We start from the raw sequence: 25,676 nt of genomic DNA on the forward strand, positions 1-25,676 counted from the left end.
TAGCCTTTATCTATATTTTTGATAAATCTTTTCAACCCAATCTATTTTTTCTTCAAACTCAGAGAATAGTTTTTGTAAATCTTTTGGTAGATTTTGAGGAAGTTCTAACCCATATCCTTTTGGCATTTTGAAAGGAGCAAGTAGTGCAGCGGCGGTGAGGTCGACTCTGGAAAAGTTGTTTCCAACAAGAAATTTGCCATTTGATAGACGTTCATTAATCTTATCAACAACCGCATGAATTTTTGCTTTTGATTTGTGAAAGTTTTCCTCGTTGATTTGCATAAAATAGCGCATTTTTTGTTGCAGCTTCGGGAATGCAAATTTTAATAGAAATTTTCCGTACCACGGGCCTTTGTGAGTCAGAAATGGAATAACGATTTTTGGGTGTTCCAGTAAAATATGATAGCAACAAAGTCGAACCGGAACACCAAGATTTTCATCTAAATATCTTTCCCAATCTAAAGCCTGTTGTTTTTCTTCAGAATTTATCGGTGTCAGCGCATTTTGCGGATACTTTGTGTCCAGATAAGTGATGATATCAGCAGAGTTTTGCAAGGTTTTTTTGCCATCAACTAAAACAGGAACCGAAGACTTGGGATTTGCTTGTTTGATTTTTTTGATGTGAAATCCCGGAAGCAAATTGATTGTCTGATACTCAACTCCTTTGAAATCAAGTGCCCAACGAACCTTTTCGCAGTAGTGCGAAATAGGAAACTGATAAAGCTGAACCATGATGGCTTTAAACCCTGTTATAGAAAATACAGATTATTTTGCAATACCGGCTCGATGGATGCAAGTTGTTGTTCCGTATCGGCAATAATAGCAATCGATCCTTTCTCCATCGCCACCAAAGACGCTTTTGAACGGTCGATATCAAACTCAACACGTTTTTGATCGAGATTTGTTCTTGGCATGTAATAAACCGTCACCAACCCCTGATCCGTTGAAACCACCATGTGCACGCCGGTTCCATTGGGTGTGTGACAATTATGAATGAATACAACTTTGCCTAAATCACCATTCACACCGGTTTTAAAGTCTGCAAATACACTTTTTATTTTGGCGAGCTCAATCGGTTTGGCTGATAATGGCACATTAGATTCATCAATAAATGCTCTTGAGATATATTCTTCAACAGTATTTGGTTGGCTGTTATACCAAAAAAAGGATGCAAAAATAAAAGAGAATAGCAGACTTGCAGCCATGGCATAATTTTTAAACGATAAAGTTTCTTTCTGATTGGTTGTTTGTCGCAGAATGATTGAGTCTTTGAGATTGTCCGGAGCTTTAATTTGTAAAGCATTCTTTAATGTTTTTTCAAACTCCATTGCTTCTTCGTACGCTTTGGCACAGCGCAAATCTTCTTTACGCAAGCGGTGGAACTCTTCATCTTTTGTGTAAGAATCTTTTAATAGTTGTTGTTTAAATTCAAAGTAATTCATAATACTTTCCCAATTTTACTTTCCCTGGAAAGAGCTTTTTGAAGTTTAGCTCTGGCTCGAAACAATTGTGTCATGACGGCACTTTTTGAGATGTTGAGTTGTTCAGCAATTTCATCACAGCTAAACCCACCGATGACTTGTAGAATCAGTGGTTCAGAGTATTTTTTTTCCAGCTTTAATATGGCGTCCCTAACAATATCAGCTTCGGCTTTATCATCGGGAGCCAGGGGTTTGCTATCTTCGATGTCAAAATCTAATTCGTCCAAACTGGTTATTGGTGGAATCTTTTTCTCAAACTGACGAACAAACTCTCGTCTTAAAATGATGAAAATCCAGCTTTTTGCTGCTTTCTCATCTTTCAACGAATCGAGTGCCCGCCATGCACGCAGATAAGTTTCCTGCACCAAGTCTTGTGCCATCGCTTCATTTTTACATAACCAAAAGGCAAAACGATACAAATCATCACTCAGGTGGCCTATTAAGGCATCAAATTTTCGTTCTTTTTGTCTCATCGTAGCAATAGACCCGAATCAACCAATAATCTTTCAGTCCAAATAATATTTTGCTGAAAAATATTCTCGTTCATCGTTTCCAATCACTTTTATTTGATACTGGTTGTTTCTTATTTCAGATTTATCAACAGTTATTTCAAAACCGTGAAACGGAGAATCGGGGTCTTGGAGTTGAAAATATAACATGTCAATTGTCGTGATTGGTTGTTTATATTTCGAAATCAACATATCTTTTTTAGTATGCAGATACAATTTTTTTACTCCGAATCTATGAAAAAACACCCAGCCCTTTATTTTCAGATGGTTATTTTCAGCAGCTTCATGATGAGCATAAATTAGTGGTGGCAGTTCGCAGGTGTCAGCTCCATTATTCACCTCAAACACGTGGAACAGTTTTCCGCTTTGTTTATTGTTGATACCTTTTATGTAGTGGAGTTGGTTGAAACTGTCACATAATCCAGCATAATAACCACCTTTCAAAGAGAGTTTTATTGCCGAGTCTTCAATGACCAATAATGCATGTTTTTTGAATTTTTTCGGCTCATTCAATAACAAACCCATGATTTCAAGCTGCTTTTGTCTTCCATGTTTGATATTTTTTTCATGTGGGAGGACATTTAGATTGTTGCTGTCATTTAATTCAAAAGCCAATTCAGCTCCTGTCATAAAATAGTCAGTGATGAGGTTTTTAGTATTGTATTTTTTTTGTAATTGAGAAACCTCATCTGCGAGTTGTTTCCAGCCGGTTGAATTATCAAAAAATCGTGACTGCCAATATGAAAATGGTTGCTTGAAGAGTATTAACATAATTAAAAACAAAATTGAAAAAGCTAAACCACTGTATATCGACCATCGAACAATCCGCTGATTTTGGACCAATCCGATACTCATAACGAGAACCGGGATATAGGAAATCAATAACCAATGAAATGAGGTCCTGATATTATCGGCAAAAAGACCTGTGAAAATATAAAAAAACCAATGAATGAGGGCTGTCGATAAAACCCAATTGATAATAGTTTGATTGGAAAAGGTTTTCGTGTTTGCTCTTAGTGTTTTAACCCAAAGATACAAAACTACAGGAGAAACTACTATAACTTGAGAAATAATTAAATATAAATTTTCAGCCTGAAATGACCACGGATGGCGATTAGAAAATTGAAAAACAAATAATGGAAATTCATTTTCCATATTGAATGCTAAAATTGGTATAAAACCGATTAACATGATTGGAAATGAAATCAGCAACAATGGCTTTATAGCACTCTTATCACCACGAAAATGATAGAGGTAAACAATCCCGGCAAAGAATATCCAAATCCAAATTCTGACATGAATATTTACTGCAAGAGCCAGTAATACACCCAATAAAACCCATGTCCATTTGTTTTGACTAATTGTCAGATAAATGATCCAAATAACAAAAACCAGCATCCAGATATCAGGCAATGCAAGCAGAGCGACTACTGTTAATAATGGCACTGACAATATCAATAACCAACTGGTAACGAATTTGGTTTCTTTAAAAAGTTGGCGTTGAATTAAAGTTATTGCAAAAAAAATACTGAAATAACCCAGAAAAGCAAAAGTTCGAACACCAAAGTAAGTGTTCCCGAATATTTTAGTGCTTAATGCAATCATCCAGACATTCCATCCAGGTATTTCGCTGTAGGAAAGAGAAGGAAATCGGCTTTCCAGCCAATAAAAGGACTCATCACCGAAGAGTTGCAGGTTAATAACTAACCAAAGTTGCAGTGCTAAAACCGCAATTAAGACGATTGATGAAACTAAATAATTTCGGGAAATCAACACTGTGGAATTTTCAGATATTTCCCGGCTCTGATCAGGTAATTCGGAGCTTTCAATTTATTGATTCTGGCAATTTCAGTTTTGCTGGTGCATCGAAATTTTCTGGCAATTTTATTCAGGGAGTCGCCTTGTTTGACTCGGTAACTAATCAATACCATATTATTTTTGAAATCAGAGTCATGAAATGACTTTGCCATTTTCATAAATTCCGAGTTCTGGCAGTTTGTTTGGTAAACAGGCAAGAGGCTTTCCGGAATAATGATTTCCGTGCCTGATTTAATGGTTTTATCAGCTTTAATTCCAAAATTCAGGTTGCGTAAAACTCTGAACCATCCTTCTTCACGCTGTTCTTGGCCAAAGCAAGCGGCAAGTTCACTGAGAGAGGTATCGTTGTCAGCGATAACACTTGTAACTTGAGTATTAATAGTATGCAGGGAGACATTAAATTTCTCAGGACTTTGAAAAATCAACATGGCAGCAATAACCGTTGGAATGTAATATCGAGTTTCATGGGGAAGCTCGTAAAAAAAGTTTTTATCCCAGATAGATTTGTTTGCATGGCTTTTGTTCATTCTCGCAAAGCGGTTTTCCCCGGAATTATATGCTGCCAGCATTTTTGCGACATCACCATCATAAAGTGCTAGTTGTTCGTTGATGTATTTTGCCGCTGCTTCCGCAGATACATAAGGATTATATCGAGCATCATAAGCGCCGTAGTTGCCTGTTGCTCCAAGCCTTTTAGCGGTAGCAGGCATCAGTTGAAACAACCCGGCAGCTCCGGCTCTGGAATTGGAGTGGACACGACCGCCACTTTCCTGTGACATAATTCCTAAAACTAAAGCCTCCTGAATATCAAACTTATTAAATTCAGGAAGGATTTTATCTCTAAAAAACTGATAATAGTGCCAAGTATTAATCAGCTGTGGGCGCTTCCACGTCAGCCACTCATTGAGGGCACCTTTCACCAGTTCATTATTCATATAGTCACTGGAAAGAACCAGATCGTTTGTCGTATTTGGAGAAACAGTGACAATTTTTGACAAATGTTCGGTTTCGGTTTCCTTTTGTGAGGTCACAATATCCTTGTTCAGCAACCAAGCATCCAGCTTTTCTTGCAACTCCTCTTTACAAGGGTTGCTTAAATAACAAGAGTCTAATGAATCCAGTAAATTTAAAACACTTGGTTCTGTACTTCCTTGTTCAGAAATCACGCTGCTTTCTTTGAGATCGGGGTTGTTTCTTGTAGGCGTACTTTGACACCCAACAAATAAAAGGACTGATAAAAATGTAACTATAGTTTTTTTCATTGTTTGTTTTTACAGTTTGCGAAGCATTGTGTATTATAATCGCAAGAGGGGTGTTAATTATGAGTATTTTGGCTTCAATAAAAAAGTTAATGAGATTATCGTTTATCTCAAAGGAATTGACAAGCCAAGAGTCAGAACAATTACAATTGGCGATTTCGGCTTTAATGATTGAAATGATTCGAGCAGACTTTATTGAACTTCAAAAGGAGAGACAGATCATGCATGATGTGCTTACCGCTAGCATGGATTTGACAGAGTCGCAAACGGAGAAGTTGATTGAAAATGCTGAAACTCACAGTGACTATACCATTTCATTGCAATTGCATACCTCGGTAATCAATAATTTTCTGAACCGATCAGAAAAGAAAACGTTTATCAAAAACCTTTGGATTATGGCGAATATTGATGACGAACTTCATGATCTCGAAATGAATCTGTTGAGTGAAGTTGCCGGTCTTTTGGGGTTCAACCAAATCCAATTAAAACAATTGTGTAAAGCAAGCTAACAGGTGGATTTATGGATTTAACTCATTTCCTTAAAATAATGAAAGAGAAAAATGGCTCCGATATGTTTTTAAGTACCGGAGCGCCTATCAATATTAAAGTTGAGGGTGAGTTGCAACCCTTGGGTAGCACTCCGTTGCCAAATGGCCTGGTTAAAAAGATTGCATATTCGATTATGAGCGAAGGTCAGGTTCCTGAGTTTGAAAAAACTTTGGAAATGAATTTAGCGATTTCGCTTCCCAGTGTCGGACGTTTTCGTGTCAATGTTTTTAAACAACGCAATGAAGTCGGAATGGTGATTCGTACCATTAAAACGGAAATCCCGACGGCTAAAGAGTTGAAAATCCCGGAATTATTGAATGAGTTAATTCTTGAGAAAAGGGGTTTGATTCTGGTCGCCGGAGGAACCGGCTCCGGTAAATCAACCACTATGGCATCCATGATTAATCACCGAAATGAAAACATGACCGGTCATATTTTAACCGTGGAAGACCCGATTGAGTTCATGCACAAGCATAAGAAATCAATTGTTAATCAACGTGAAATTGGTTCCGATACTCATGGCTATGCGCCGGCTTTGAAAAATGCTTTGCGTGAAGCTCCGGATGTGATTTTGATTGGAGAGATTCGAGATATGGACACAATGGAAGCGGCTATTTCGTTTGCAGAAACCGGTCATTTGTGCCTGGCAACAATCCATGCCAACAACTCCGACCAAGCCATTGAAAGGGTGTTAAACTTTTTCCCTACAGATTCCCACAAAAACATTTTGTTAAATTTGGCACTGAATATTAAAGCCATTGTTGCTCAGCGTTTGGTTAAAGATAAACAAGGCTACCGATTGCCGGCAGTTGAAATTTTAATTAATACGCCAATGATTCGAGAAATGATTCGTCGCGGAGAGGTGAATAAACTAAAAGAGGCGATGGAAAACTCTTTGGATGATGGCATGCAAACATTTGATTCCTGTCTCTATGATCTTTATAAAAACGATGTAATCACTTTACAAGAGGCTTTGCAGAATGCTGACTCCTCACAAGGTCTGGAGGTTAAAATCAGTCTCAGTCAGGGCGGTGAAGATGATCCGGCTTTAGGTGGAGAAATACAAAGTAGTGGTGACAGCTTTTTTTAAATTTGAAGGCATCAACTTATCGTAGTTTTGGTGTTAAATTAAGGCCATAGTATTTTAGACATTAGTCCATTAGATATGTATAATGTTCAAAATATTGCATATATGGTTTGTTGATGCCCAAAATTTTAAATATAGTTATAGTGTTTTTGTTTCTGCTGTCAGGGACTTCTTGCACACAATCCGACTCAATAGAAGTATCGCATAACGAACCCGTCAAAAAAAAAGATAGCAAGTATCCCGGAAAAAAAGTATATCGGCATTCTATGGATGGAACACCGACCACGCTTGATCCTGTTCGTGCAGCAGTTATCTATTCCAATTTTGTTGTTCTCAATATTTTTGATACATTATATTCCTATAAATACCTTGCCAGACCTTATGAATTAAAACCCAATCTTGCCACTTCAATGCCGGAAGTGAGTGAAGATGGTCTAACCTACACTATAAACATTAAGAAAGGTGTGTTTTTTCATGATGATGTGTCTTTTGAAAATGGTGTGGGAAGAGAGTTAGTTGCACAGGATGTTATATATTCGATACAGAGACACTTTGATAAACAGTTTCAATCACAAGGCGCATGGCTTTTTTCCGGTCGAATCGTTGGGTTGGATGACTGGAAAAAGAATGGTTCGGATTACTCTCAGGAAATAGAGGGCTTACAAGCCATTGATAGTCACACAATTCAAATCAGGCTAATAGAACCGTATCCGCAACTTATTTACACCTTGGCAATGGGTTTTACTGCTGTTGTCCCAAGGGAGGCTGTCGAACATTACGGAGTTGAGTTTGGTTCAAAACCGGTTGGTTCAGGGCCGTTTATTTTGGATTCATTCAATCAAGAAAAAGCCGTGTTATTTGCAAATCCAAAATTCAGGAATGAACCCTTAGATTTAGCTTATGAAGGCTATGATGAAGACAAACACGGTTTTACCGGGGTCAAAGTTCTGGATGGTCTCTCTCCTCCTTACATAGATGTGATGGAAATACACTTTGTTATGGAAACGTCTTCGCGCTGGAACTCATTCACCAAAGGAGATGAAATTCAATACACAACAGTTCCTAAAGAAAAAGCCAGTACTGTTATTCAAAGCAAAAAGCCTTTGACACTTTACCCGGAAATAGTGGAAAAATATCATCATACATTTATGGTAGAGTCAGGATTCGTGTATTCAGGATTCGATATGTCGAATCCCAAATTTGGTGTGACTGGTGACCCGGTTCAGGATGAGAAAAATAAAGCTCTGCGATGTGCAATTCGAAAAAGTTTTAACTGGGATCAAAGAAATCGAGCGTTTTATTTCAATCTGGGAACAGTTTTCCCCGGTGCTATCACCCCGTCAGTAATGGAGTTTGACCCTGACTTTGACAAAGAATCGATTACTTTGGATATTGAGGGAGCCAAAAAACTATTAGCTGATGCTGGATGGACTCCCGAGTCTTTGCCTGTTTTGGAGTATCATTCTACCGGTGGAACTCTGTACAGAATGTTTTATGAACAGTTTCGTGGATTCTTAAAAAAAATCGGATATCCGGTTAACAAAATTAAATTTAAACCTTATCCCAGCTTTGGTGCTTTTAATAAAGCTTTGAAAAATGGCAAGACACCTTATTTTTCTTTGGCATGGGGGTTGGATTATCCCGATGCGGAAAACACATTGCAATTATTCTATGGGCCAAATCATGCGCCCGGATCAAACAATTTCAACTACATGAATCCTGAATTTGATAAGAAATTTGAAGAAGCAAAAATAATGCAGCCTTCACCGGAGAGAACTAAACTTTATAATGAGCTAAACCAAATAATAGTTGATGATTGTGTTGCCGTTTCCGGTTTGGCTCGCAACCGAATCTATCTATGGCATAAAGACACAATAATGTTTCCTGACCGTGAGATTTTAGGCGGTTTCTTTGCCAAGTATGTTGATGTTAAAAATTAAGGGTTATTTGGAATGGATGTATTAAAATTTGCGATAAGAAAACTTTTGGGTGGCATCCCCTTAATCCTTGGCGTTACGTTTATTGCATTCTTGCTGATGGTGTATTTCGGTCCGGATTTAACTTATGAAAAGCTCGGGAAAAACCCGACACCGGAAGAAATTGCCGAAATCAGACATCAGCTTGGCTATGATCAACCGTTTTTAACCCGTTACGGAACTTATTTAAAGCAACTGGTAACACTGGATTTTGGTTATGCGGATATTCGTGACTTAAAGGTTTCAGATATTCTCAAAGAAACTATGCCGGTTTCACTTCATTTAATCATTCCCGGATTTATCTTGGGGAATGTGATTGCCGTGATATTAGCCTTGATTGCGGCGTATCATCGGAGCTCGTGGGTTGATAAATTGATTATGACCGGCTCGGTAATTGGCATGAGCATTTCGTTTTTAATCGTAATCATTGTTTTTCAACTGATTTTTTCATCGTCTTATGGATTAGGATGGTTTCCGGTTCGGGGCTGGGAAATTTATGATGCCGATGGCGGAATCATTTGGCTCGAATATCTCAAATATGTCACTGTTCCGACGTTGGCAACCGTATTTGTTGCGTTGGGTTACAACACGCGATTTTATCGAGCTGTTTTGGTTGAAGAAATGACCAAAGATCATGTCCGAACTGCAAAAGCATTTGGTCATGGAACTAAAACTTTATTGTTTAAAGGTGTATTGAAAAACGCTATGGTTCCGATAATTACCCGAGTGATGTTTTCGATTCCGCTGGTGGTAGTTAGCGGAAGTTTGTTGATTGAAAGTTATTTTGGGATTCCCGGGGTTGGGAAGGTCACTTATGATGCCATTCTTGCCGGCGACCAAAATATTTTGAAAGCCATAGTCGGTCTTACCGCTGTATTGTTTGTTATTGTCCTGTTGTTGACAGATATTTTATACCGTGTTTTTGATCCAAGAGTTGAGTTGAAATAGAGGAGTTGGTTATGAATACGAAATCTATCGAAATATCAACCATGGAGAAAGGTCATTCGGTCTGGGATAAAGCATGGTATAAATTTAAAAACGATGGAATGGGTAAACTCGGAGCATTGATAGTTCTGGTTTATTTTATCATTGCTTTGGCTGTGTGGTTTGGTTTTGTTGGTGGAAACTGGAGTGATACCAGCGATGCTTTGAGCGAAGGACCATCCATGCAACATTGGTTTGGAACCAATCAGATCGGACAAGATATATTCGCACGGGTGATTTTTAGCACTAAAGTAGCGTTTGAAGTCGGCTTGGTTGTTGCCATATTTTCTACATTGTTAGGTTCAGTTTTAGGTTCGCTTTCAGGGTATTATAGTGGAACGTGGGTTGACTCGGTGATTTTATGGCTGATGGGAGTGTTGGACTCGATTCCTTTTTATTTATTTGTGGCAGCTGTTGCCTATGCCTTGAAAGAAAATCCTTTTGCTATGCATATAGCTATGATTTCAACCTTCTGGACAGGGACAGCGAGAGTGATTCGAGGTGAGGTTATCAAACTCAAAGGACAAGAGTTTGTAGAAGCCGCACGTTCAATTGGTGTTGTGGAATCAAGAATCATTTTTAAACACATTACACCAAACACCTCTCATATCTTGCTTGTTCAGGCAACCATTGCTTTTGTTGCAGCGATTAAGTCGGAAGTGATACTGAGTTTCTTGGGTATGGGTGTTAAGGATGGTGTGAGCTGGGGTTTGATGATTTCAGAATCAACTCTGGATATTCAAGCAGGGTATTTTAATAATTTTATTGCGTCTTCGATGTTTATGTTTGTTTTAGTGATTGCATTCAATATGTTTTCAGATTCCATGCAGGATGCTTTAGACCCCAAAAAGGTAAGCTGATGAAACTATTTAGTTTAATTATTGTATCGTTAATGTTGGTTTCCTGTGGAGAGCCAAATAATCATTTTCGCAGACAAAAAGCACCACCGGATGTTAAAATCAATTTTATAGATATTGCCAAGAAAGAAGTTCAACTGCGATTCGAATACCGCTCGTACCGCCCAAGAAAACTGGAAGAAATTGCCTGTCAGATTATAGTTAATGACAATAAGGAAATTTCAATAGATTCAAAACCAAAATTACAGTTTGAATCTTTTTCTACTGAAATCATTACATTCAAGAAAGTGAAACTGAATGTCTTTGAGCCCGGCCAGGAACAAATTCGTTATTTGCTGGATTGTGAGGTTGATTATGATACCGGTAAGGAATTTGCTGTTAAAAGATCAGCACTTTATCTGGTTCCCGGCTCAGTTAATCAGTATCGATAAAACTTATTGGTTGATTTTGTTGAATATTTTTATTTTCTTTCGCATGAAAACATTCGGGAAAAGTCGTTTGATGAAATATTGTATTCTTGAGTCTTTGTGACTGATAATCATGAATTGCTTTTTCTGAATTCCTACATATATATCTTTTGCCACATCTTCCGCACTGACACAGGAGTTTTTCATTTGCTTCTCAACAAAACTTTTGGTTTTATCAGAAGCAGAGTCCATGCTTTCAACCAGGTTTGTCGGGAAAAAAGCAGGGCAAGCAACACTCACGCCAATTCCATACTGATTTAACTCTCCATGCAGTGTTTCCGAAAACGCAATCACTCCGGACTTGGCAACATTGTATGACATCATTCCCGGCATCAAAGCAATTCCGGCAAATGATGCAATATTGACAATGTGAGCCTGTTGGTTTTGTTTGATGAGTGGTAAAAAGGCTTTTGTGATGTATATAACACTCATTAAATCCAAAGAAATAAGCCGTTGCCACTCTTCGTAAGTCGTTTGAGGCAATGTTCCGGCACTGGCAACACCGGCATTATTAATCAACACATCTATTTTTTGATGATTGTCCTGAACCTCTTTATACAAACTCTCAATATCTTCAATGCTTCCGATATTGCAATGGTAGTATTCAGCCTGATAGCCTTGTTGTTTTATTTCTTCGACAAAAGCACGCCCTGACTCATCTTGAATATCCACCACCAAAACATTATAGTTTTTTTCGACAAAGAGTTGAGCCATCGCTTTGCCCAAACCACTGGCGGCTCCTGTTATTAATACATTTCTCATAGAAAGGATTGTAAAGGAATAAAGTTATAAAATCGAATGAAGTGACCATAATTAACAGCATGATTGCTAAAGATTATCTGTAAACAATCAGTTAATCAGGTTAAAATCCATCCATGAAAAATATTTTTGCCAATTGCACATTTTTAAAATCGGCTCACATCGTTTCACAACTACCGGATGATATCGGTTTGGAAATTGCTGTTGCTGGGCGATCCAACGCCGGAAAATCAACCACTATCAATGCATTAACCGGCAATAAAAAAATGGCGAAGATTAGTAAAACTCCGGGAAGGACACAGTTACTGAACTGTTTTGATTTGGGTGATAATCGTCGCTTAGTCGATTTGCCCGGTTACGGATATGCAAAAGTGCCTGTTAAGATTAAACAGCATTGGGACAGGGAAATTGAGCAATATTTGCAGAAAAGAAAAAGTCTGATTGGTGTTGTTGTAGTCATGGATATTCGTCATCCTTTAAAGGATTTTGATAAACAGTTTTTATATTGGGCGGATCAGTCCGGTTTGTTTTCGCATGTTCTGCTGAATAAAGCGGATAAGTTTAAATCCGGCAAACAAAAAGCTATTTTGTTGCAAGTTAAAAAAGAATTAATCAATATTTCTAGAACTTCCACTGTGCAAATTTTTTCCGGTTTAAAAAAAGAAGGTATTGAGCAATTATCACAAACGCTTTATTCTTGGTTTAACGACCCGGGTGTTGTTCATGTAGAGCAACAAAATGAGGAGCAAGATGGCGAATAAACTGTTACAGGGTTTATTGTCGATAGAGTTCTTCTCAGGACCTGAAAACAATCCAAAAAGAGAGTTGTTGCAATCTGAAACTAAACGGCTCAACGAACAAATTAGTAAAGAATTGCAAACAATCTTACCAAATCTAAAGAGTAGTTCCTATGCAATTGCAGGCGGTTTGTACCAAAGTAATGAAATTTTACAACCCGGTTTCCCAATACACTCTCAAATCCGTCAGTACCTGAATGCCGCATTAAAAGGAGAAAACAATAAACGCAACCAATTGATTATTGGTGCGAATGCCCAAGGCTTGCCGGAGGGGTTGCAAACCAAAGGTTCCAATTCAGGTTCGCCATTGCTGTTGATACCTTTTGTTGTATTGACAGAAAACGAACAAACGCAAAGTGTTTTTGAAAATGAGCTGATGCATAAGGGCATGGTTTCAAGGGAATTATTTTTACAATTGCAATCCACTTTGGGTGTCAAAATACGACATGCCAACTTTATGACTGTGCTGGATTTGGCTGCGATGATGCACAATCATTATCAGATGATGGGATTTGACGGGCTGTGGGAAATTCTGGAAGAGTCTCTTTTTAATTCAGCTCCTGAGAAAAAAGTAATATTACCTCAGGGGAACGAGTTTTATCTTTCCAAAAAAATTGTATTCACACCTTTTTACACGTTCCACTATTGGCAATCTCTCAAGCAAAAGCATAATGGTGAAAATGAAGAAAAATCCTATCTGATTTATACACAAATCCAAAGGCAATACGTCTCGACGCTAACCGAACATGGTTTGGATGTGCGTCAATTTTTACCAAACTCTGATGTTTCAAAAGAGAGCCATATTTGCTTTGCAACGCTGGACAAATATAAACTTACAGGAGATTATTATCACGAAGTGATAAAGACAGTTTTTAATCGTGAAATCTGCAATATTGAAAAACACGAGCACCAACATTTGGGGTTGCTGTTCTACAAGCTCGCCGACAAAAGTGGCGGACTGGAATATTACTACCCTTTAACTGCTCAAGGTGTATCGAGTCTAAAGTTAATTTTGGTAAGTTGATTTATTTCCAGCGTTCGAGTTTTCTAACGCTTTTGCTAAACAACCCGGCCAAAAATTTTGGAAACCCCATTTCGATCATTTTTTCTTTTGAAAGTTGCTGCATTTGATCGACAGTAAAATCCGGTTGTTTAAACTCACCATTTTTAAAACAATAGCTGCAATACATGGTGTTTTTAGAGCCATCCGCATTGTGTGAACCATCTTACGGGTCTTTTTTCAGTGGCATTCCGCAACTTTGACTGTTTTTGTATATTTTTGACATATTCACCACTTTTTTTCAACAACTATTTTTCCGGCGGTTCAAATTTATCAATCAGATAAAGAGGTCGTCGTTTATTCTCTTCAAATAAACGCCCTAAATACTCTCCGATAACACCTAATGCCATGAGCTGAATTCCGCCCAAAAACAGAATTACCACCATCAATGAAGGATAACCGGGTAAATCGTTACCGAATATAAGTGTTTTAGCAATGATAAAACAACCGTACAGAAATGCAAACAAAGCCACCAATACACCAATCCAGGTGGCAAATCTCAACGGCATGTATGAAAAAGAAGTGATTCCATCCACCGCAAAAGAAAACAATTTGCGAAAATTCCATTTGGTTGAGCCGGCAACACGCTTTTTACGATCAAAATAAATCGCCTTTTGCTTATAACCTACCCAAGCAAATAAACCCTTCATAAAACGATTACTTTCTCTGAGTTTGCGCAAAGCTCTAACCGCTTTCATATCTATTAACCGATAATCGCCGGTATCCTTGGGAATTGAAATTTTACTCATCGAGTTGATAATACGGTAAAACCATGAAGCCGTTGCCTTTTTCATGTAGGTTTCACCTTCGCGTTCATTGCGAGTGGCATAAACCACATCATAGCCTTCATGCCATAAATCCAGCATTTCAGGGATGAGTTCGGGAGGATCTTGTAAATCCACATCAATTACCACCACAACTTCGGCATCGGCATAATCCAACCCCGCAGTCAATGCGTATTCCTTGCCAAAGTTACGTGAAAGAGTCAGATATCCGACTCTTTTATCTTTATGTTGAAGAAATTCAATATGTTTAACTGTTCCATCGGTTGAACCATCATCAACAAATAAAATGGTCCAATCAGCATCACAAGTTTGCAAAACCTGTTTCATCTTTTCATAAAACAAGTCCACCACTTCCTGCTCATTAAAAACCGGTACTATTATTTGTAAATCAGTCATGTTCGTCATTATAGCTGAATATTTCTTTGAATAAATACTTTTCGTTATTGACTTATATAAAGTCAATCTCTACAATTGTCGATGTTAAAACTACAAATGTAGAGATGTGAAATTATCAGAGTTTGAATTGGAAGTGATGACTTTATTTTGGAAAGATAAATCATCCACTGCACCGGAAATCCATCGCAAGATTTCAAAAAATAAAAAAGTAACCTATTCAACGGTCAAAACAATTATTGATCGTCTTGAACAAAAGTTAGCCTTAAAGCGAGTTAAGAATTTTGGCAGAACGATAGTCTATTCTCCTGCTGTTAAGCAAGAGGAGTTGCAAAAGCCATTAATCAAGAAGTTTATTGATAAAGTATTTTCCGGTAACCCACGATTGCTCATCAATCATTTATTGGAAGAGGATCAATTGTCAAAAGAAGATATTGAGTATTTAAAAACAATTATTAACAAAAAGGGGAAATAAGTTGTTTTCATATTTTTCGGTAAATTTATTTCTGAGCATTGCGACTCTTTTTTACTTATATTTACTCAGATCTACGCCATACAGGGTGCGATTCAGACTCATAATGTTGGCATTGGTCAGTTGGCTTATTCCGTACGGTGTTTTAGATGAAGTATTTGCCGAGAATAGTCTCTTAACAGTCAAAATAGTTTCCGAATTCAGCCAAAACCTGAAGCAAGCGACCAATATACCGAGCTTAGAAACGAACTTAATATCTTTTAAGAATGTATTTTATTTACTTCTATTAAGCGGTCTTATCCTTTTTTTAGTCGATATCATTCGATATAAACAAAAAACCAGAAAGGTTGAGTTACGTTCTAAGTATCTGTACGCGACTGAGTCAATTCGAGTATTTTTAATTCCGGATTCTGATGAAATATTTACTGTCGGGTTTTTTAAACCAAAAATCTTCGTAGGAGAAAAATATACAAAACTCAAAGAATTTGAAAGTATTATTTTGCATGAAACCCAACATGTTTTGCATAAAGATTCGCTTTGGCTAATTCTCATTACTTTTATTCAAAGGCTTATGTGGTGGAATCCGCTTGTTCTGTTATTGGCAAAAAGAAGTAGAGAATATATAGAGCTGAGTTGCGATTCCGCCTGCAAAGACAAAACTGCAAAAGGTCAATATCAGCAGGATTTAGCACAAGTCTTAATGCACAAAAATCACGACAATCTATTGGTTAATAGCTTTTTTGGAAAATCAAAATTCAATGTTTTTCGAGTCAAACAACTATCAGAGGAATTTAAAATGAATAAAGTAAATAAAATAACCCTATCATCAACATTAATAATACCTGCGATTATTCTAACCCTCCTATTGAGTATCAACTCAACTTCTGCAAAAAAGCTGGAAGAGGAACCTTTTGCCTTAGCAGATAACCAAGTTGATTTAATACTAAAATTTTCTCTCGAAACTAAAAACACGGACAATACAATTTCGACCAAAAGGATTGAATCAAGAGTGATAGCAAAATTTGGAGAGTTTACAGTATTAAGATCTGACAAGGCTGGTTTGGAAATATCGATAAAACCATCAAAATTGATGGAGAATCAGATATTTTTAGATACTAAAGTTACAATTATAAGCGAAGACGGAAATTCAATCCAAACTCCATCATTAATGACTACAAATGGTACAGAATCTAAAATAGTAATAGGTGACGGCAATAAAAACATGGAGTTAATTGTTTTACCTGTTTTTAATCAAATTAAAAAAAACTAATAGTGTTAAAGACTAAAAGTCTTTTTAATAAAGCCAATATTGCTGGTTAATACTGCAAAAACAAAACCAATAATCACTCCGATTGTGTTTGCCTGAAAATCAGCAATATCTGCCGAACGGAAACTGGTCATGGATTGAAGTAATTCCAGTAAACCGCCCATAATGATAAAAGCTAATGCATATAAATTTCTCACCCAAGCTTTGGTGTATAGCCATGTGAACCAAGCCATCAGGCTGGAATAAGCTAAAAAATGACCGATTTTATCGCTATTTTCGATTTTCGGCATGGCAGCATCAATTCGAATGAGAGATAGAGTAATGATTGTCACTACCAATAACCAGCCGATCAGGACTAAATATTTTCTAGAAATTTGCATAATTACTGAGCCAATATCTCACACAGAGTGGTTGCATCAATATTTCCACCACTGATAATCACTCCAACTCTACCTTTGTTTTTAATTTTGTTCGCTAGTAATGCTGCCAACCCCAAAGCTCCTGATGGTTCAACTACTATCTTCATTCGCATCAAGTGAAATCGAACAGCTTCAATAATTTCCTGTTCGGAAACCGTAACAAAAGCGTCCACATATTTTTTTATCAAACCAAAAGTCATATCGCCCAGTGAACTCGTTCGTGTTCCATCTGCGACGGTCGGAGGATTGGGTTTACTGACCAGTTTGCCGGTATAAAACGATTGATAAGCATCATTGGCTACTTCAGGTTCTACGCCAATCACCTGACAACTCGGGTTAACTCCCTTGGCAGCAATCGCAGAACCACTCAACAATCCGCCACCACCACAAGGTGCGAGAAGAGTGTCTATTTCAGGAACATCCTGCATCAGCTCCAAAGCAGCAGTTCCCTGCCCGGCGATAATATTTTCATGGTTGAACGGAGGAATCAAAGTGTAACCATGCTTGTTTTGAATTTCATTGGCAATTTTTTCACGAACTTCAGTTTCCGGGTTGTATAAAATCACATCAGCACCATAGTCTTTGGTCGCTTCCTGTTTTGACTTAGGGGCATTATTCGGCATTACTATTGTGGTTTTTATTCCCAACATTTTACCAACGAGAGCAACTCCTTGGGCATGATTTCCGGATGAAAAGGCAATCACACCACGAGATTTTTCTTCATAAGTAAGCTGAGAAATACAATTGTAAGCCCCGCGAAATTTAAAAGCCCCAACTCTCTGAAAATTCTCACATTTAAAAAACACCTCAGCACCCAACATTTTGTTAAGTGTTGATGAAGTCAACACAGGTGTTTTATGAGCCAAATTTTCTAAACGACTGGCGGCTTGCTGAATTTTCTTAAAAAAATCTGAATTCATAATCTGGAAAAAATTGATAAGTGAATACTTATACCAGAATTGTTGAAATCTACAAATATTTCATTGAACTAAACAACTATTGATCTAGAAAAAAGGTATCGTCATGCTGAATTTATTTTCAGCATCTCCCAAATATTTCGTAAATTAATTTAAAACTCATAAAGCTCCCCTTTTGAAAGAAGATTGAGGAGTATGTTCTATAAACACATTTGGAAACCTAGGTTCATTTGACTCGTTTAATTGAATGCAACAAACTTAAAAGGACTAAACCAATGCGGAGCGAAATTTGACATCAAGTATCAAAACGACTGTCCACCTATCAAGGTACAAAGCCCAAACAAGCCTTTCCATGGCCAATCCTGACCATGAAAAGACTAGTAGGTTAGCTCCAAATTAGGCATCAAAAAATGGAGTAATTATGAATGAACTCGTAGAAAAACTTACATTCGAGTGGAAAATACTTAAGTCAATAGCGAGAAGCCCTCTCGGAAAGATGGTTTTCCTAGTTCCTTTTTTACCTTTTGCGATTGATTTTCTAGACAATGTTGTTGGGACAATTGAGTTTATAGAGAAAGCTATTGATACGGATACGCTGTCAACATGGGTTGAAAATAATAGAAGAACTTTGATGACCATGTATCTCGGGCTGGGCTTCTTTCTACTCTCGCGCATTGTGTTTGAAATAGCGTGTCCAAAAAGTATAAAAATGCATGACGACTCAGATCAATACATAGTAGATATTTTAAATAAAATGAAGCTTTCTGAAGAAGTAAACGACTACGAAAGATACCATTATTTTAGGCGTCGTCTTGATAAATTCGAAAGGATAGATGTTCGATATGAAGAGAATGCAAAACGACTTCGTTTTATGTTATCAATTGGCTTCAATTGATATCAATATTGCTTCTTGTGTTTCCTCCCCTAGGTAAGTTCATTCGCATATTTTTCGACTATTTATGGCCATTTTAGTGGTATTAGAATAATGCCTAACAAGGTAATTTCACGCAGGTGGTGAATTGCGGCGTTATACAAATTGATTGCAGGTGAATAACAACTTGAAAACATTCTAAACCCCTATACAAAACTCCAAAAAAAGCTATACTGCAAAAATTTTCACAAAAACTGTTTCAATGAAATACATCATCGTTATTGCACTTCCTCATGAGGCTGAGGGTTTGGAAAAGTTTGCTCCAGTGGTTTATACCGGCGTTGGTAAGGTGAATGCCAGTATCAAATTGTATGAAGCGATTGTTAAATATCAACCGGATTTGGTTATCAATTATGGTACTGCCGGCGGGATTGCTGATTTGGTTGGTTTGCACAAAGTCGCTCATTTTGTGCAGGTGGATATGGATGTTCGTGGTTTGGACTTTCCTCGTGGAATCACACCGTTATCCGATGAAAAACTTCCCGAAAAGACAGGCATTGTCCTTGGAACCGGTGACAGTTTTATCACCAATGCGGAGAAGCAATTGGAAGGCTTGGGTGTGGATATTGATTTAGTGGATATGGAAGGCTATGCTTTGAATAAAGTTTGTGAGCATCATGGTGTGAAATTTGAGGCATATAAGTTTATTAGTGATAATGCCAATGAATCTGCCGGCGAAGACTGGATGGAGTCGGTTGCCAATGGAGCTCATTTGTTTGCCGATTTAATTGAAGAAAAATTTGGAATATCAACTTTGTTGAAATAAGGTTATAATAAGCGACTTTAAAAACGTCAGATAAGACATGCTTAAATCAATGACCGCTTTTGCCAGCGGAGATGTTCAGACCGAATTTGGCAGATTTACTTGCGAGATTCGCTCTGTCAATCAAAGATTTCTGGACATTGCTCTCAGGCAGCCGGATTTTTTGCGAAAAGCCGAAGGTGAGATAAGAAAACTGGTTGGAAAATATCTCAACCGGGGGAAAGTTGAGATTTTCATCAAATATTATCCCAATCCGGATGCGGATATTGAAGATTTGAGTATCAATATGCCATTACTGAAGCAATTGCTGGAATGCAGTAGCGAAATTCAAAATAAAGTCATCAATATCAATACCGATTTCAACACCATGGATTTGTTGAAATGGCCTCAAATCATTATTCAAACTCCAAAGAACACAGCAAAAATGGAACAATCTGCGATTGAGTTGATTGAGGATGTTGTTAAATCATTAATAGAAGCCAGAGTCAGGGAAGGCGAATCACTGAAAGCCGTATTGCTTGAAAAGCTGGATACTATTATCGAAACCAGAAATATTGTGGAAAAACACATTCCTGAAATTCAGCAAAGCCTGAAAGAACGCTTATTGGCCAAACTCGATGAAATGAAGATTGATTGCAATGAAGAGAGATTTGAGCAGGAATTGGCGTTATTGTTGCAAAAATCGGACATTATTGAAGAAACAGATCGTTTGAACACTCACATTCAGGAAATCCAAAGAGTGATCGATTTGGATGAACCTGTTGGCAGACGTTTGGATTTTCTCATTCAGGAACTGCACAGAGAGGCTAATACTATTGGTTCAAAGTCGGCAACTGTTCTGACTTCTCAATCCAGCATTGACATGAAGGTTGCTATAGAACAAATGCGGGAACAAATCCAAAATATCGAGTAAATATCATGAGCGGAAATCTGACAGGAACATTATTTATCGTCTCAGCACCATCAGGAACCGGAAAAACCAGTTTGGTGAATGCTTTGGTTCGGGATACAAATCATTTGAAGTTATCAATTTCCTCAACAACCCGAGCTCCGAGACCTCGTGAAATTGATGGTTATCATTATCACTTTATTGACGAAAGTAAATTCAAACAAAAAATCACAGCCGGAGACTTTCTTGAATATGCCGAGGTGTTTGGGAATTTCTACGGAACTTCACAAGAGTCCGTCGACAAAATGCTGAACGAAGGTCACGATGTGGTTTTGGAAATTGACTGGCAAGGTGCGGAGCAAATCAAAAAACGCCGACCTGATGCCATCAGCATTTTTATTTTGCCGCCAAGCATTGATGCATTAAAGGAACGTCTGGAGAACAGAGCTCAAGACTCCAAAGAAGTGATTGATGCCAGAATGAAAAAAGCCATCAATGAAATCTCACATTATCATGAAGCCGATTATTTGGTCATCAATGATGATTTTGAAGATGCTTTAAAGTGTTTAAAAACGATTGTGCGAGCCCACCGACTGGAAACAGCGAAACAAGCCGTCATCAATAAAAACATCATTAAAAAATTACTGAAATAACAGAAAAATTATGACAATTCTAAATATTGTAGAAAAATCAAATACCACTCCAATTGCAATAGTAGCCGTTGAAAAAAATCAATTTCAAAACTGGGTGAATGAACAGGATGAAGCCACTAAAAACATAATTGCTTTATATGATTTTGGTAATGTAGTAGGCAGTTCACTGTGTTTACTGGATTCAAAAGGAAAGTTGAAAAAAGTTGTTTGTTTAATTTCTGAAAATAACGACTTCCATGACTTTGCCAAATTACCGGGTGATTTACCTGCCGGTGATTATTTTCTGCAATCTGAAGATGAAAAATTGATTCACTCATGTGTTGTTGGCTGGGGTTTTGGTTGTTATTTTTTTGACAAATATAAATCTTCGGATCAGCCTAAATCTCAATTAGTTGTCAAAGGGCTTGCTACTAAATATCAAAAGGCACTGGAAACGGTTCAATCGACCTATCTGGTCAGAGATTTAATAAATACACCTGCTGATGACATGGGGCCAATAGAACTTTCGGAGGTCACCAGACAAATTGCCGAACAACACAATGCAAAATTCTCTGAAATTGTTGGAGAAGACCTTCTCAAACAAAACTTTCCGGCGGTGCATTTAATTGGCAGAGCTTCATTTAAAGAGCCCAGAGTTTTGACTATGGATTGGGGTAAAGATGGCGATCCATTTGTTTGTCTAGTTGGTAAAGGTGTTTGTTTTGATACCGGTGGTAACAATGTCAAACCGGCTTCAAGTATGCGGAATATGAAAAAAGACATGGGTGGAGCGGCTCATGTTTTGGGCTTGGCTCAACTGATTATGCGTTTAAATTTACCGCTTAAAATTAAAGTTGTCATTTCGGCTGTTGAAAACGCCATTGCAGGCAACGCTCATCGTCAAGGGGATATTGTTAAAACACGCAAAGGTTTAACCGTTGAAATTGGACATACTGATGCCGAAGGCCGAATGATTTTATCGGATGCTTTGACTTATGCCAGTGAATTCAACCCAAACTTGATTGTTGATTTTGCCACATTGACAGGAGCTGCCAGAGTGGCTTTGGGTGCGGATTTACCGCCGGTTTTTAGTAATGAAAGTGATTGCAATGTAGAAATCATGAATTGCTCAAACGAAGTCTTTGATCCGCTATGGCCAATGCCACTTTATCAACCTTATAAGAGCCAGATTACTCCCGATATTGCAGACTTAACCAACTCAGGTTCTGTTCCAATGGGTGGTTGTATTACTGCAGCCTTGTTCCTGCAAGAATTTGTTGGTGAAAATATTCCTTGGGTTCATATTGACACATTTGGCTGGTCAAATGGTCGTGTTGGGCATCCCAAAGGTGGAGAAGCATTGGGCATGATGGCAATGTTTAACTGGATTTGCAAAAGATATGGAGTTGAGTAATGGCAAGTGATTTTGAAACCGTCAAACTGCATTTTGGAAAAGGTGAACGCCCGGCAGAAATTTTAGGACATTTTGCCAACAGACACGGACTTATTACCGGAGCAACCGGTACCGGGAAAACGGTAACCGTTCAGGTTTTAGCCGAGAACTTCTCAAGATTGGGTGTTCCAGTGTTTGTTACGGATGTTAAAGGAGATGTTTCGGGGTTATCACAAGCGGGAAAAGAAAAAGAGAAATTAATCGCCAGAGCCGAGAAACTAGGTGTTAAAGATTATAAGTTTGAAGGCTCTTCGACCGTTTTCTGGGATATTTACCGAAAATATGGCCATCCTGTCAGAACTACACTTATGGAATTAGGTCCGATGTTATTGGGACGTTTTCTGGAATTATCGGATGTTCAAGAAGGCGTGCTTAATGTCGGATTTAAAATGGCACAAGATGAAAAGCTCGCTTTGCTCGATTTAAAGGATTTGCAACAGCTTTTGTCCTATATGGGCGATAATTATCAGGACGTTTCCAACAAATACGGACGTGTTACCAGTTCATCCATTGGAGCGATTCAACGTCGCTTGTTGAAGTTGGAACAACAAGGTGCGGAAATGCTCCTTGGCGAACCTGCCATTGAATTATCCGACTTGATGAAGCAAGATTTGTCAGGAAACGGCATCATCAGCATTATGGACTCCAGAGATCTCATCCAGAATCCACAAATGTATGCCACATTTATGCTTTGGCTGATGACAGAATTGTTTGAATCTTTGCCTGAAGTTGGCGATCAACCATTGCCGAAGTTGATATTGTTCTTTGATGAAGCCCATTTAATTTTTAATGATGCCCCAAAAGCGTTATTGCAAAAAATTGAGCAAGTTGCAAGATTGGTTCGCTCTAAAGGTGTGGGAATCTATTTTTGCACGCAATCCCCAGGTGATGTTCCTGAAACAATTCTCGGACAATTGGCAAATAAAGTACAACACGCCCTTCGATCCTATACTCCCAAAGACCAAAAAGTGATTCGGGCAGCAGCCGAAAGCTTCAGACCGAACCCCAAGTTTGATACCGAAGAAGCAATTACACAGCTCGGAGTTGGTGAGGCTTTAGTTTCAACTTTGGACGAAAACGGAGCTCCTTCGGTTGTTGATTGGGTTAAAATTTCTCCTCCTCGTTGTCGGATGGGACCTGCAAATGATGAAGAAAGGAAAACGGTGATGTCACGATCTCCAATAGGAGATAAATACGACGATGATATGGATAAAGATTCTGCATTTGAGAAATTGCAAAAACGCCAGGAACAAATCGAAAAGCAGAAGAAAGAAGCCGAAGAAGCACTTGAAAGAGAAAAAGCAGATCAAAAGCGGGTCAGGGGTCGCAGAGGTGATACTTTCATTGAAGCTGCCGGAAAAACGGTTGTCAGAAGATTTGGCACTAAAATCGTTAATGCTTTGTGGAAAAGTTTTTTTGGGAAAAGGTAGAGTGTTACAATAGTAAACAAATGTTACAAATGAGTGGTGCTTTGCAAAAATAAGTTGTTAACTATGGTAAAATTCGCTTAAGTATAACTATAAAAATATGACTATGGCAAAAGGGACATCACTTCAAGATCCATTTCTGAACGCACTGAGAAAGGAAAGAGTCTCGGTTTCTATATTTTTACTGAATGGTATTAAACTGCAAGGTGTGGTTGAGTCATTTGATCAGTTTGTAATTGTTCTCAACAACAACAATACCAATCAAATGGTTTATAAGCATGCCATCTCGACAATTGTTCCGGCAAAGTTAATTGATACGCATAAATTCGAAAATAACAGCTAATTTTCTGAGATTTTCCTTCGGTACTTCAAATTAAAACACACTTTAGTTCGTATCGTTTATAATACGACTTTGTTTAATCGTACCAATTAATTTGTTAGATCAGGAACGCAAAAAAAAGGGTCAACTCGCAATTCTCGTTTGTCCAAATTCGGGAAGTGGGCATGCTGAAAAAGTGACAGAATTTTCTGAACTGGCCTTGTCAGCAGGTGCAGTTGTTCTCGATGTTTTAAGCCCATCAAGAAAAATCCCTGAACCGAAGTTTTTCATTGGTACTGGAAATGCTGAGAAAGTCGCTCAAGAAGTTTCAGAAAAGGGTGCAGATTTGGTTTTGGTTGATGTTGCACTCAGCCCTATTCAGGAAAGAAATCTGGAATCTCTTTGTAAATGCAGAGTGCTTGACAGAACCACACTCATTCTTGATATTTTTGCACAAAGAGCGCGTTCGTATGAAGGCATGTTACAGGTCGAATTGGCACAACTTCGTCACCTTTCCACACGCTTGGTTCGGGGTTGGACTCACCTTGAAAGGCAAAAGGGTGGAATCGGTATGCGTGGTCCGGGTGAAACTCAATTGGAAACCGACCGCAGGCTTTTAGCTGTTAGGGTGAAAAAGTTAAAAAGCAAACTCGATAAAGTTATCAAACAGAGAAATCAAGGACGAAGTGGCCGTAAACAAAGCGGAACCAAAATGATTGCTTTTGTCGGTTACACCAACGCCGGAAAATCAACCTTGTTCAACCGTATGACGGAGTCCAAAGTCTATGCGGCTGACCAACTCTTTGCAACACTAGACCCGACAGTTAGAAAACTTCCGGGTATTCAGGGAACGGAAGTAGTCGCAAGCGATACCGTTGGTTTTGTGCGTGATTTACCACATGATTTGGTTGCAGCATTTCAGGCGACCTTGCAAGAAGCTGTAGAAGCAGACTTGCTCATACATGTTATCGATTGCAATAATCCTGAGATGGACGAACATATTTTAGAAGTCAAATCGGTTCTAGAACAAATAGGTGTAGATGAAATTCCGGTCGTTGAAGTTTTTAACAAAATAGACCTCAATCATCTCGATCCAAAAGTGATAAAGGATGAAAATGGTCTGGTGGAACAATGCTGGCTATCCGCTCAAACAGGAAGTGGTGTAGAAATGTTGTTAAAAGCTATTGAAGAACGCTTTAATCGTACCCATTTAGTGAAAGATATTTTGTTGCCTGGTCAATTTGGGAAGCTGCGTGCTTTGTTTTATCAATTGGGAGCTGTTCGGAATGAAGTTTTTAATGAAGACAATAGTTGGTCATTAAAAGTCGAACTTTCTCCCGAAAAATGGCAACAATTGGCAGCAAGAGATGATGAATGTGGTAAATTTCTTCATACAGTTTTATAAA

27 protein-coding genes and 1 pseudogene are annotated in these 25,676 nt (G+C 38.1%); 18 read left to right on the plus strand and 10 right to left on the minus strand.

Annotated elements, in window-relative coordinates; translation table 11 throughout:
- Positions 1 to 6: 6 nt before the first annotated feature.
- Genes R3F25_06845 through R3F25_06865 form a run of 5 tightly spaced genes read right to left on the minus strand, consistent with a single transcriptional unit; the run spans position 7 to position 5,070 of the window.
- Positions 7 to 732, minus strand: coding sequence for a glutathione S-transferase family protein (locus tag R3F25_06845; protein ID MEZ5496531.1), 726 nt, complete (start codon positions 730 to 732; stop codon positions 7 to 9).
- A gap of 17 nt (positions 733 to 749) precedes the next feature.
- Positions 750 to 1,442: a DUF3379 family protein gene (locus R3F25_06850; GenBank protein ID MEZ5496532.1), complete on the minus strand. Its 693-nt coding sequence runs from the start codon at positions 1,440 to 1,442 to the stop codon at positions 750 to 752.
- Positions 1,439 to 1,954, minus strand: a complete 516-nt coding sequence (locus R3F25_06855) for a sigma-70 family RNA polymerase sigma factor (protein MEZ5496533.1) — start codon at positions 1,952 to 1,954, stop codon at positions 1,439 to 1,441. Before R3F25_06855 ends, R3F25_06850 begins: the two co-directional genes overlap by 4 nt.
- Positions 1,955 to 1,987: 33 nt before the next feature.
- A complete protein-coding gene (locus tag R3F25_06860; protein ID MEZ5496534.1) occupies positions 1,988 to 3,763 on the minus strand; it encodes a glycosyltransferase family 39 protein in 1,776 nt (591 codons plus the stop codon).
- Positions 3,760 to 5,070, minus strand: coding sequence for a transglycosylase SLT domain-containing protein (locus R3F25_06865; protein ID MEZ5496535.1), 1,311 nt, complete (start codon positions 5,068 to 5,070; stop codon positions 3,760 to 3,762). Before R3F25_06865 ends, R3F25_06860 begins: the two co-directional genes overlap by 4 nt.
- 59 nt (positions 5,071 to 5,129) lie before the next feature.
- Between R3F25_06865 and R3F25_06870 the strand changes: the two genes are divergently transcribed.
- The 6 genes from R3F25_06870 to R3F25_06895 all read left to right on the plus strand — a co-directional run bounded on the left by R3F25_06870 (position 5,130) and on the right by R3F25_06895 (position 10,951).
- Positions 5,130 to 5,576 carry a TerB family tellurite resistance protein gene (locus R3F25_06870; protein ID MEZ5496536.1) on the plus strand — a complete coding sequence of 149 codons (447 nt, stop codon included), beginning with the start codon at positions 5,130 to 5,132 and terminating at the stop codon, positions 5,574 to 5,576.
- An 11-nt stretch (positions 5,577 to 5,587) separates the two neighbouring features.
- Positions 5,588 to 6,706 carry a PilT/PilU family type 4a pilus ATPase gene (locus R3F25_06875; GenBank protein ID MEZ5496537.1) on the plus strand — a complete coding sequence of 373 codons (1,119 nt, stop codon included), beginning with the start codon at positions 5,588 to 5,590 and terminating at the stop codon, positions 6,704 to 6,706.
- 263 nt (positions 6,707 to 6,969) lie between these two features.
- Positions 6,970 to 8,643, plus strand: coding sequence for an ABC transporter substrate-binding protein (locus tag R3F25_06880; protein MEZ5496538.1), 1,674 nt, complete (start codon positions 6,970 to 6,972; stop codon positions 8,641 to 8,643).
- A 12-nt stretch (positions 8,644 to 8,655) separates the two neighbouring features.
- A complete protein-coding gene (locus R3F25_06885; protein MEZ5496539.1) occupies positions 8,656 to 9,627 on the plus strand; it encodes an ABC transporter permease in 972 nt (323 codons plus the stop codon).
- Positions 9,628 to 9,638: 11 nt separating this feature from the next.
- On the plus strand, positions 9,639 to 10,523 hold the full coding sequence (locus R3F25_06890; GenBank protein MEZ5496540.1) for an ABC transporter permease: 885 nt from the start codon (positions 9,639 to 9,641) through the stop codon (positions 10,521 to 10,523).
- The gene (locus R3F25_06895) at positions 10,523 to 10,951 is read left to right on the plus strand and encodes a hypothetical protein (GenBank protein MEZ5496541.1); all 429 of its coding nucleotides are present in this window, start codon (positions 10,523 to 10,525) and stop codon (positions 10,949 to 10,951) included. The genes R3F25_06890 and R3F25_06895 overlap by 1 nt, the downstream gene beginning before the upstream one ends.
- Positions 10,952 to 10,954: 3 nt before the next feature.
- Here the strand turns inward: R3F25_06895 and R3F25_06900 are convergent, their stop codons facing one another.
- On the minus strand, positions 10,955 to 11,749 hold the full coding sequence (locus R3F25_06900) for an SDR family NAD(P)-dependent oxidoreductase (GenBank protein ID MEZ5496542.1): 795 nt from the start codon (positions 11,747 to 11,749) through the stop codon (positions 10,955 to 10,957).
- Positions 11,750 to 11,862: 113 nt separating this feature from the next.
- Here R3F25_06900 and yihA point away from each other — a divergent pair, with 113 nt between their 5' ends.
- Positions 11,863 to 12,507 (plus strand): ribosome biogenesis GTP-binding protein YihA/YsxC, encoded by a 645-nt coding sequence (yihA, locus tag R3F25_06905; protein ID MEZ5496543.1) that lies wholly within the window; start codon positions 11,863 to 11,865, stop codon positions 12,505 to 12,507.
- Entirely contained in the window at positions 12,497 to 13,567 is a 1,071-nt protein-coding gene (locus tag R3F25_06910) for a hypothetical protein (GenBank protein ID MEZ5496544.1), read from the plus strand. The genes yihA and R3F25_06910 overlap by 11 nt, the downstream gene beginning before the upstream one ends.
- Position 13,568: 1 nt before the next feature.
- Here R3F25_06910 and R3F25_06915 read toward each other — a convergent pair.
- Both R3F25_06915 and R3F25_06920 read right to left on the minus strand, forming a co-directional pair.
- Positions 13,569 to 13,751, minus strand: a pseudogene (locus tag R3F25_06915) (zinc ribbon domain-containing protein).
- Positions 13,752 to 13,851: 100 nt separating this feature from the next.
- On the minus strand, positions 13,852 to 14,793 hold the full coding sequence (locus R3F25_06920; protein ID MEZ5496545.1) for a glycosyltransferase family 2 protein: 942 nt from the start codon (positions 14,791 to 14,793) through the stop codon (positions 13,852 to 13,854).
- A 97-nt stretch (positions 14,794 to 14,890) separates the two neighbouring features.
- Here R3F25_06920 and R3F25_06925 point away from each other — a divergent pair, with 97 nt between their 5' ends.
- Both R3F25_06925 and R3F25_06930 read left to right on the plus strand, forming a co-directional pair.
- Positions 14,891 to 15,256 (plus strand): BlaI/MecI/CopY family transcriptional regulator, encoded by a 366-nt coding sequence (locus tag R3F25_06925; protein MEZ5496546.1) that lies wholly within the window; start codon positions 14,891 to 14,893, stop codon positions 15,254 to 15,256.
- 103 nt (positions 15,257 to 15,359) lie between these two features.
- Positions 15,360 to 16,523, plus strand: coding sequence for a M56 family metallopeptidase (locus R3F25_06930; protein MEZ5496547.1), 1,164 nt, complete (start codon positions 15,360 to 15,362; stop codon positions 16,521 to 16,523).
- A 5-nt stretch (positions 16,524 to 16,528) separates the two neighbouring features.
- Here R3F25_06930 and R3F25_06935 read toward each other — a convergent pair whose 3' ends face one another.
- Positions 16,529 to 16,900, minus strand: a complete 372-nt coding sequence (locus R3F25_06935) for a VanZ family protein (protein ID MEZ5496548.1) — start codon at positions 16,898 to 16,900, stop codon at positions 16,529 to 16,531.
- 2 nt (positions 16,901 to 16,902) lie between these two features.
- Entirely contained in the window at positions 16,903 to 17,859 is a 957-nt protein-coding gene (locus R3F25_06940; GenBank protein ID MEZ5496549.1) for a threo-3-hydroxy-L-aspartate ammonia-lyase, read from the minus strand.
- Between the two features lie 418 nt (positions 17,860 to 18,277).
- Between R3F25_06940 and R3F25_06945 the strand changes: the two genes are divergently transcribed.
- The 8 genes from R3F25_06945 (at position 18,278) to hflX (ending at position 25,675) form a co-directional block, all read left to right on the plus strand.
- Positions 18,278 to 18,751 carry a hypothetical protein gene (locus tag R3F25_06945; GenBank protein MEZ5496550.1) on the plus strand — a complete coding sequence of 158 codons (474 nt, stop codon included), beginning with the start codon at positions 18,278 to 18,280 and terminating at the stop codon, positions 18,749 to 18,751.
- Positions 18,752 to 18,989: 238 nt separating this feature from the next.
- Positions 18,990 to 19,553 (plus strand): 5'-methylthioadenosine nucleosidase, encoded by a 564-nt coding sequence (locus R3F25_06950; protein MEZ5496551.1) that lies wholly within the window; start codon positions 18,990 to 18,992, stop codon positions 19,551 to 19,553.
- 37 nt (positions 19,554 to 19,590) lie between these two features.
- On the plus strand, positions 19,591 to 20,463 hold the full coding sequence (locus R3F25_06955) for a YicC/YloC family endoribonuclease (GenBank protein MEZ5496552.1): 873 nt from the start codon (positions 19,591 to 19,593) through the stop codon (positions 20,461 to 20,463).
- A gap of 5 nt (positions 20,464 to 20,468) precedes the next feature.
- Positions 20,469 to 21,092 carry a guanylate kinase gene (gene gmk / locus R3F25_06960; GenBank protein MEZ5496553.1) on the plus strand — a complete coding sequence of 208 codons (624 nt, stop codon included), beginning with the start codon at positions 20,469 to 20,471 and terminating at the stop codon, positions 21,090 to 21,092.
- Positions 21,093 to 21,102: 10 nt separating this feature from the next.
- Positions 21,103 to 22,485 carry a leucyl aminopeptidase family protein gene (locus R3F25_06965; protein MEZ5496554.1) on the plus strand — a complete coding sequence of 461 codons (1,383 nt, stop codon included), beginning with the start codon at positions 21,103 to 21,105 and terminating at the stop codon, positions 22,483 to 22,485.
- Entirely contained in the window at positions 22,485 to 23,954 is a 1,470-nt protein-coding gene (locus R3F25_06970) for a helicase HerA-like domain-containing protein (GenBank protein MEZ5496555.1), read from the plus strand. Before R3F25_06965 ends, R3F25_06970 begins: the two co-directional genes overlap by 1 nt.
- 103 nt (positions 23,955 to 24,057) lie before the next feature.
- Positions 24,058 to 24,294 carry an RNA chaperone Hfq gene (gene hfq / locus R3F25_06975; GenBank protein MEZ5496556.1) on the plus strand — a complete coding sequence of 79 codons (237 nt, stop codon included), beginning with the start codon at positions 24,058 to 24,060 and terminating at the stop codon, positions 24,292 to 24,294.
- 91 nt (positions 24,295 to 24,385) lie between these two features.
- Positions 24,386 to 25,675, plus strand: a complete 1,290-nt coding sequence (hflX, locus tag R3F25_06980) for a ribosome rescue GTPase HflX (protein ID MEZ5496557.1) — start codon at positions 24,386 to 24,388, stop codon at positions 25,673 to 25,675.
- Position 25,676: the final 1 nt, after the last annotated feature.

It is taken from the genome of Gammaproteobacteria bacterium (genome assembly GCA_041395445.1).
Lineage (GTDB): Bacteria > Pseudomonadota > Gammaproteobacteria > Xanthomonadales > Marinicellaceae > NORP309.

What these genes read in the sequence shown, in the direction of transcription:
- R3F25_06845 (MEZ5496531.1), bottom strand. Translation starts at nt 732, where the DNA reads ATGGTTCAGCTTTATCAGTTTCCTATTTCGCACTACTGCGAAAAGGTT.
- R3F25_06850 (MEZ5496532.1), bottom strand. Translation starts at nt 1,442, where the DNA reads ATGAATTACTTTGAATTTAAACAACAACTATTAAAAGATTCTTACACA.
- R3F25_06855 (MEZ5496533.1), bottom strand. Translation starts at nt 1,954, where the DNA reads ATGAGACAAAAAGAACGAAAATTTGATGCCTTAATAGGCCACCTGAGT.
- R3F25_06865 (MEZ5496535.1), bottom strand. Translation starts at nt 5,070, where the DNA reads ATGAAAAAAACTATAGTTACATTTTTATCAGTCCTTTTATTTGTTGGG.
- R3F25_06870 (MEZ5496536.1), top strand. Translation starts at nt 5,130, where the DNA reads ATGAGTATTTTGGCTTCAATAAAAAAGTTAATGAGATTATCGTTTATC.
- R3F25_06875 (MEZ5496537.1), top strand. Translation starts at nt 5,588, where the DNA reads ATGGATTTAACTCATTTCCTTAAAATAATGAAAGAGAAAAATGGCTCC.
- R3F25_06880 (MEZ5496538.1), top strand. Translation starts at nt 6,970, where the DNA reads ATGGATGGAACACCGACCACGCTTGATCCTGTTCGTGCAGCAGTTATC.
- R3F25_06885 (MEZ5496539.1), top strand. Translation starts at nt 8,656, where the DNA reads ATGGATGTATTAAAATTTGCGATAAGAAAACTTTTGGGTGGCATCCCC.
- R3F25_06890 (MEZ5496540.1), top strand. Translation starts at nt 9,639, where the DNA reads ATGAATACGAAATCTATCGAAATATCAACCATGGAGAAAGGTCATTCG.
- R3F25_06895 (MEZ5496541.1), top strand. Translation starts at nt 10,523, where the DNA reads ATGAAACTATTTAGTTTAATTATTGTATCGTTAATGTTGGTTTCCTGT.
- R3F25_06900 (MEZ5496542.1), bottom strand. Translation starts at nt 11,749, where the DNA reads ATGAGAAATGTATTAATAACAGGAGCCGCCAGTGGTTTGGGCAAAGCG.
- yihA (MEZ5496543.1), top strand. Translation starts at nt 11,863, where the DNA reads ATGAAAAATATTTTTGCCAATTGCACATTTTTAAAATCGGCTCACATC.
- R3F25_06910 (MEZ5496544.1), top strand. Translation starts at nt 12,497, where the DNA reads ATGGCGAATAAACTGTTACAGGGTTTATTGTCGATAGAGTTCTTCTCA.
- R3F25_06920 (MEZ5496545.1), bottom strand. Translation starts at nt 14,793, where the DNA reads ATGACGAACATGACTGATTTACAAATAATAGTACCGGTTTTTAATGAG.
- R3F25_06930 (MEZ5496547.1), top strand. Translation starts at nt 15,360, where the DNA reads ATGTTGGCATTGGTCAGTTGGCTTATTCCGTACGGTGTTTTAGATGAA.
- R3F25_06935 (MEZ5496548.1), bottom strand. Translation starts at nt 16,900, where the DNA reads ATGCAAATTTCTAGAAAATATTTAGTCCTGATCGGCTGGTTATTGGTA.
- R3F25_06940 (MEZ5496549.1), bottom strand. Translation starts at nt 17,859, where the DNA reads ATGAATTCAGATTTTTTTAAGAAAATTCAGCAAGCCGCCAGTCGTTTA.
- R3F25_06945 (MEZ5496550.1), top strand. Translation starts at nt 18,278, where the DNA reads ATGAATGAACTCGTAGAAAAACTTACATTCGAGTGGAAAATACTTAAG.
- R3F25_06950 (MEZ5496551.1), top strand. Translation starts at nt 18,990, where the DNA reads ATGAAATACATCATCGTTATTGCACTTCCTCATGAGGCTGAGGGTTTG.
- R3F25_06955 (MEZ5496552.1), top strand. Translation starts at nt 19,591, where the DNA reads ATGCTTAAATCAATGACCGCTTTTGCCAGCGGAGATGTTCAGACCGAA.
- gmk (MEZ5496553.1), top strand. Translation starts at nt 20,469, where the DNA reads ATGAGCGGAAATCTGACAGGAACATTATTTATCGTCTCAGCACCATCA.
- R3F25_06965 (MEZ5496554.1), top strand. Translation starts at nt 21,103, where the DNA reads ATGACAATTCTAAATATTGTAGAAAAATCAAATACCACTCCAATTGCA.
- R3F25_06970 (MEZ5496555.1), top strand. Translation starts at nt 22,485, where the DNA reads ATGGCAAGTGATTTTGAAACCGTCAAACTGCATTTTGGAAAAGGTGAA.
- hfq (MEZ5496556.1), top strand. Translation starts at nt 24,058, where the DNA reads ATGGCAAAAGGGACATCACTTCAAGATCCATTTCTGAACGCACTGAGA.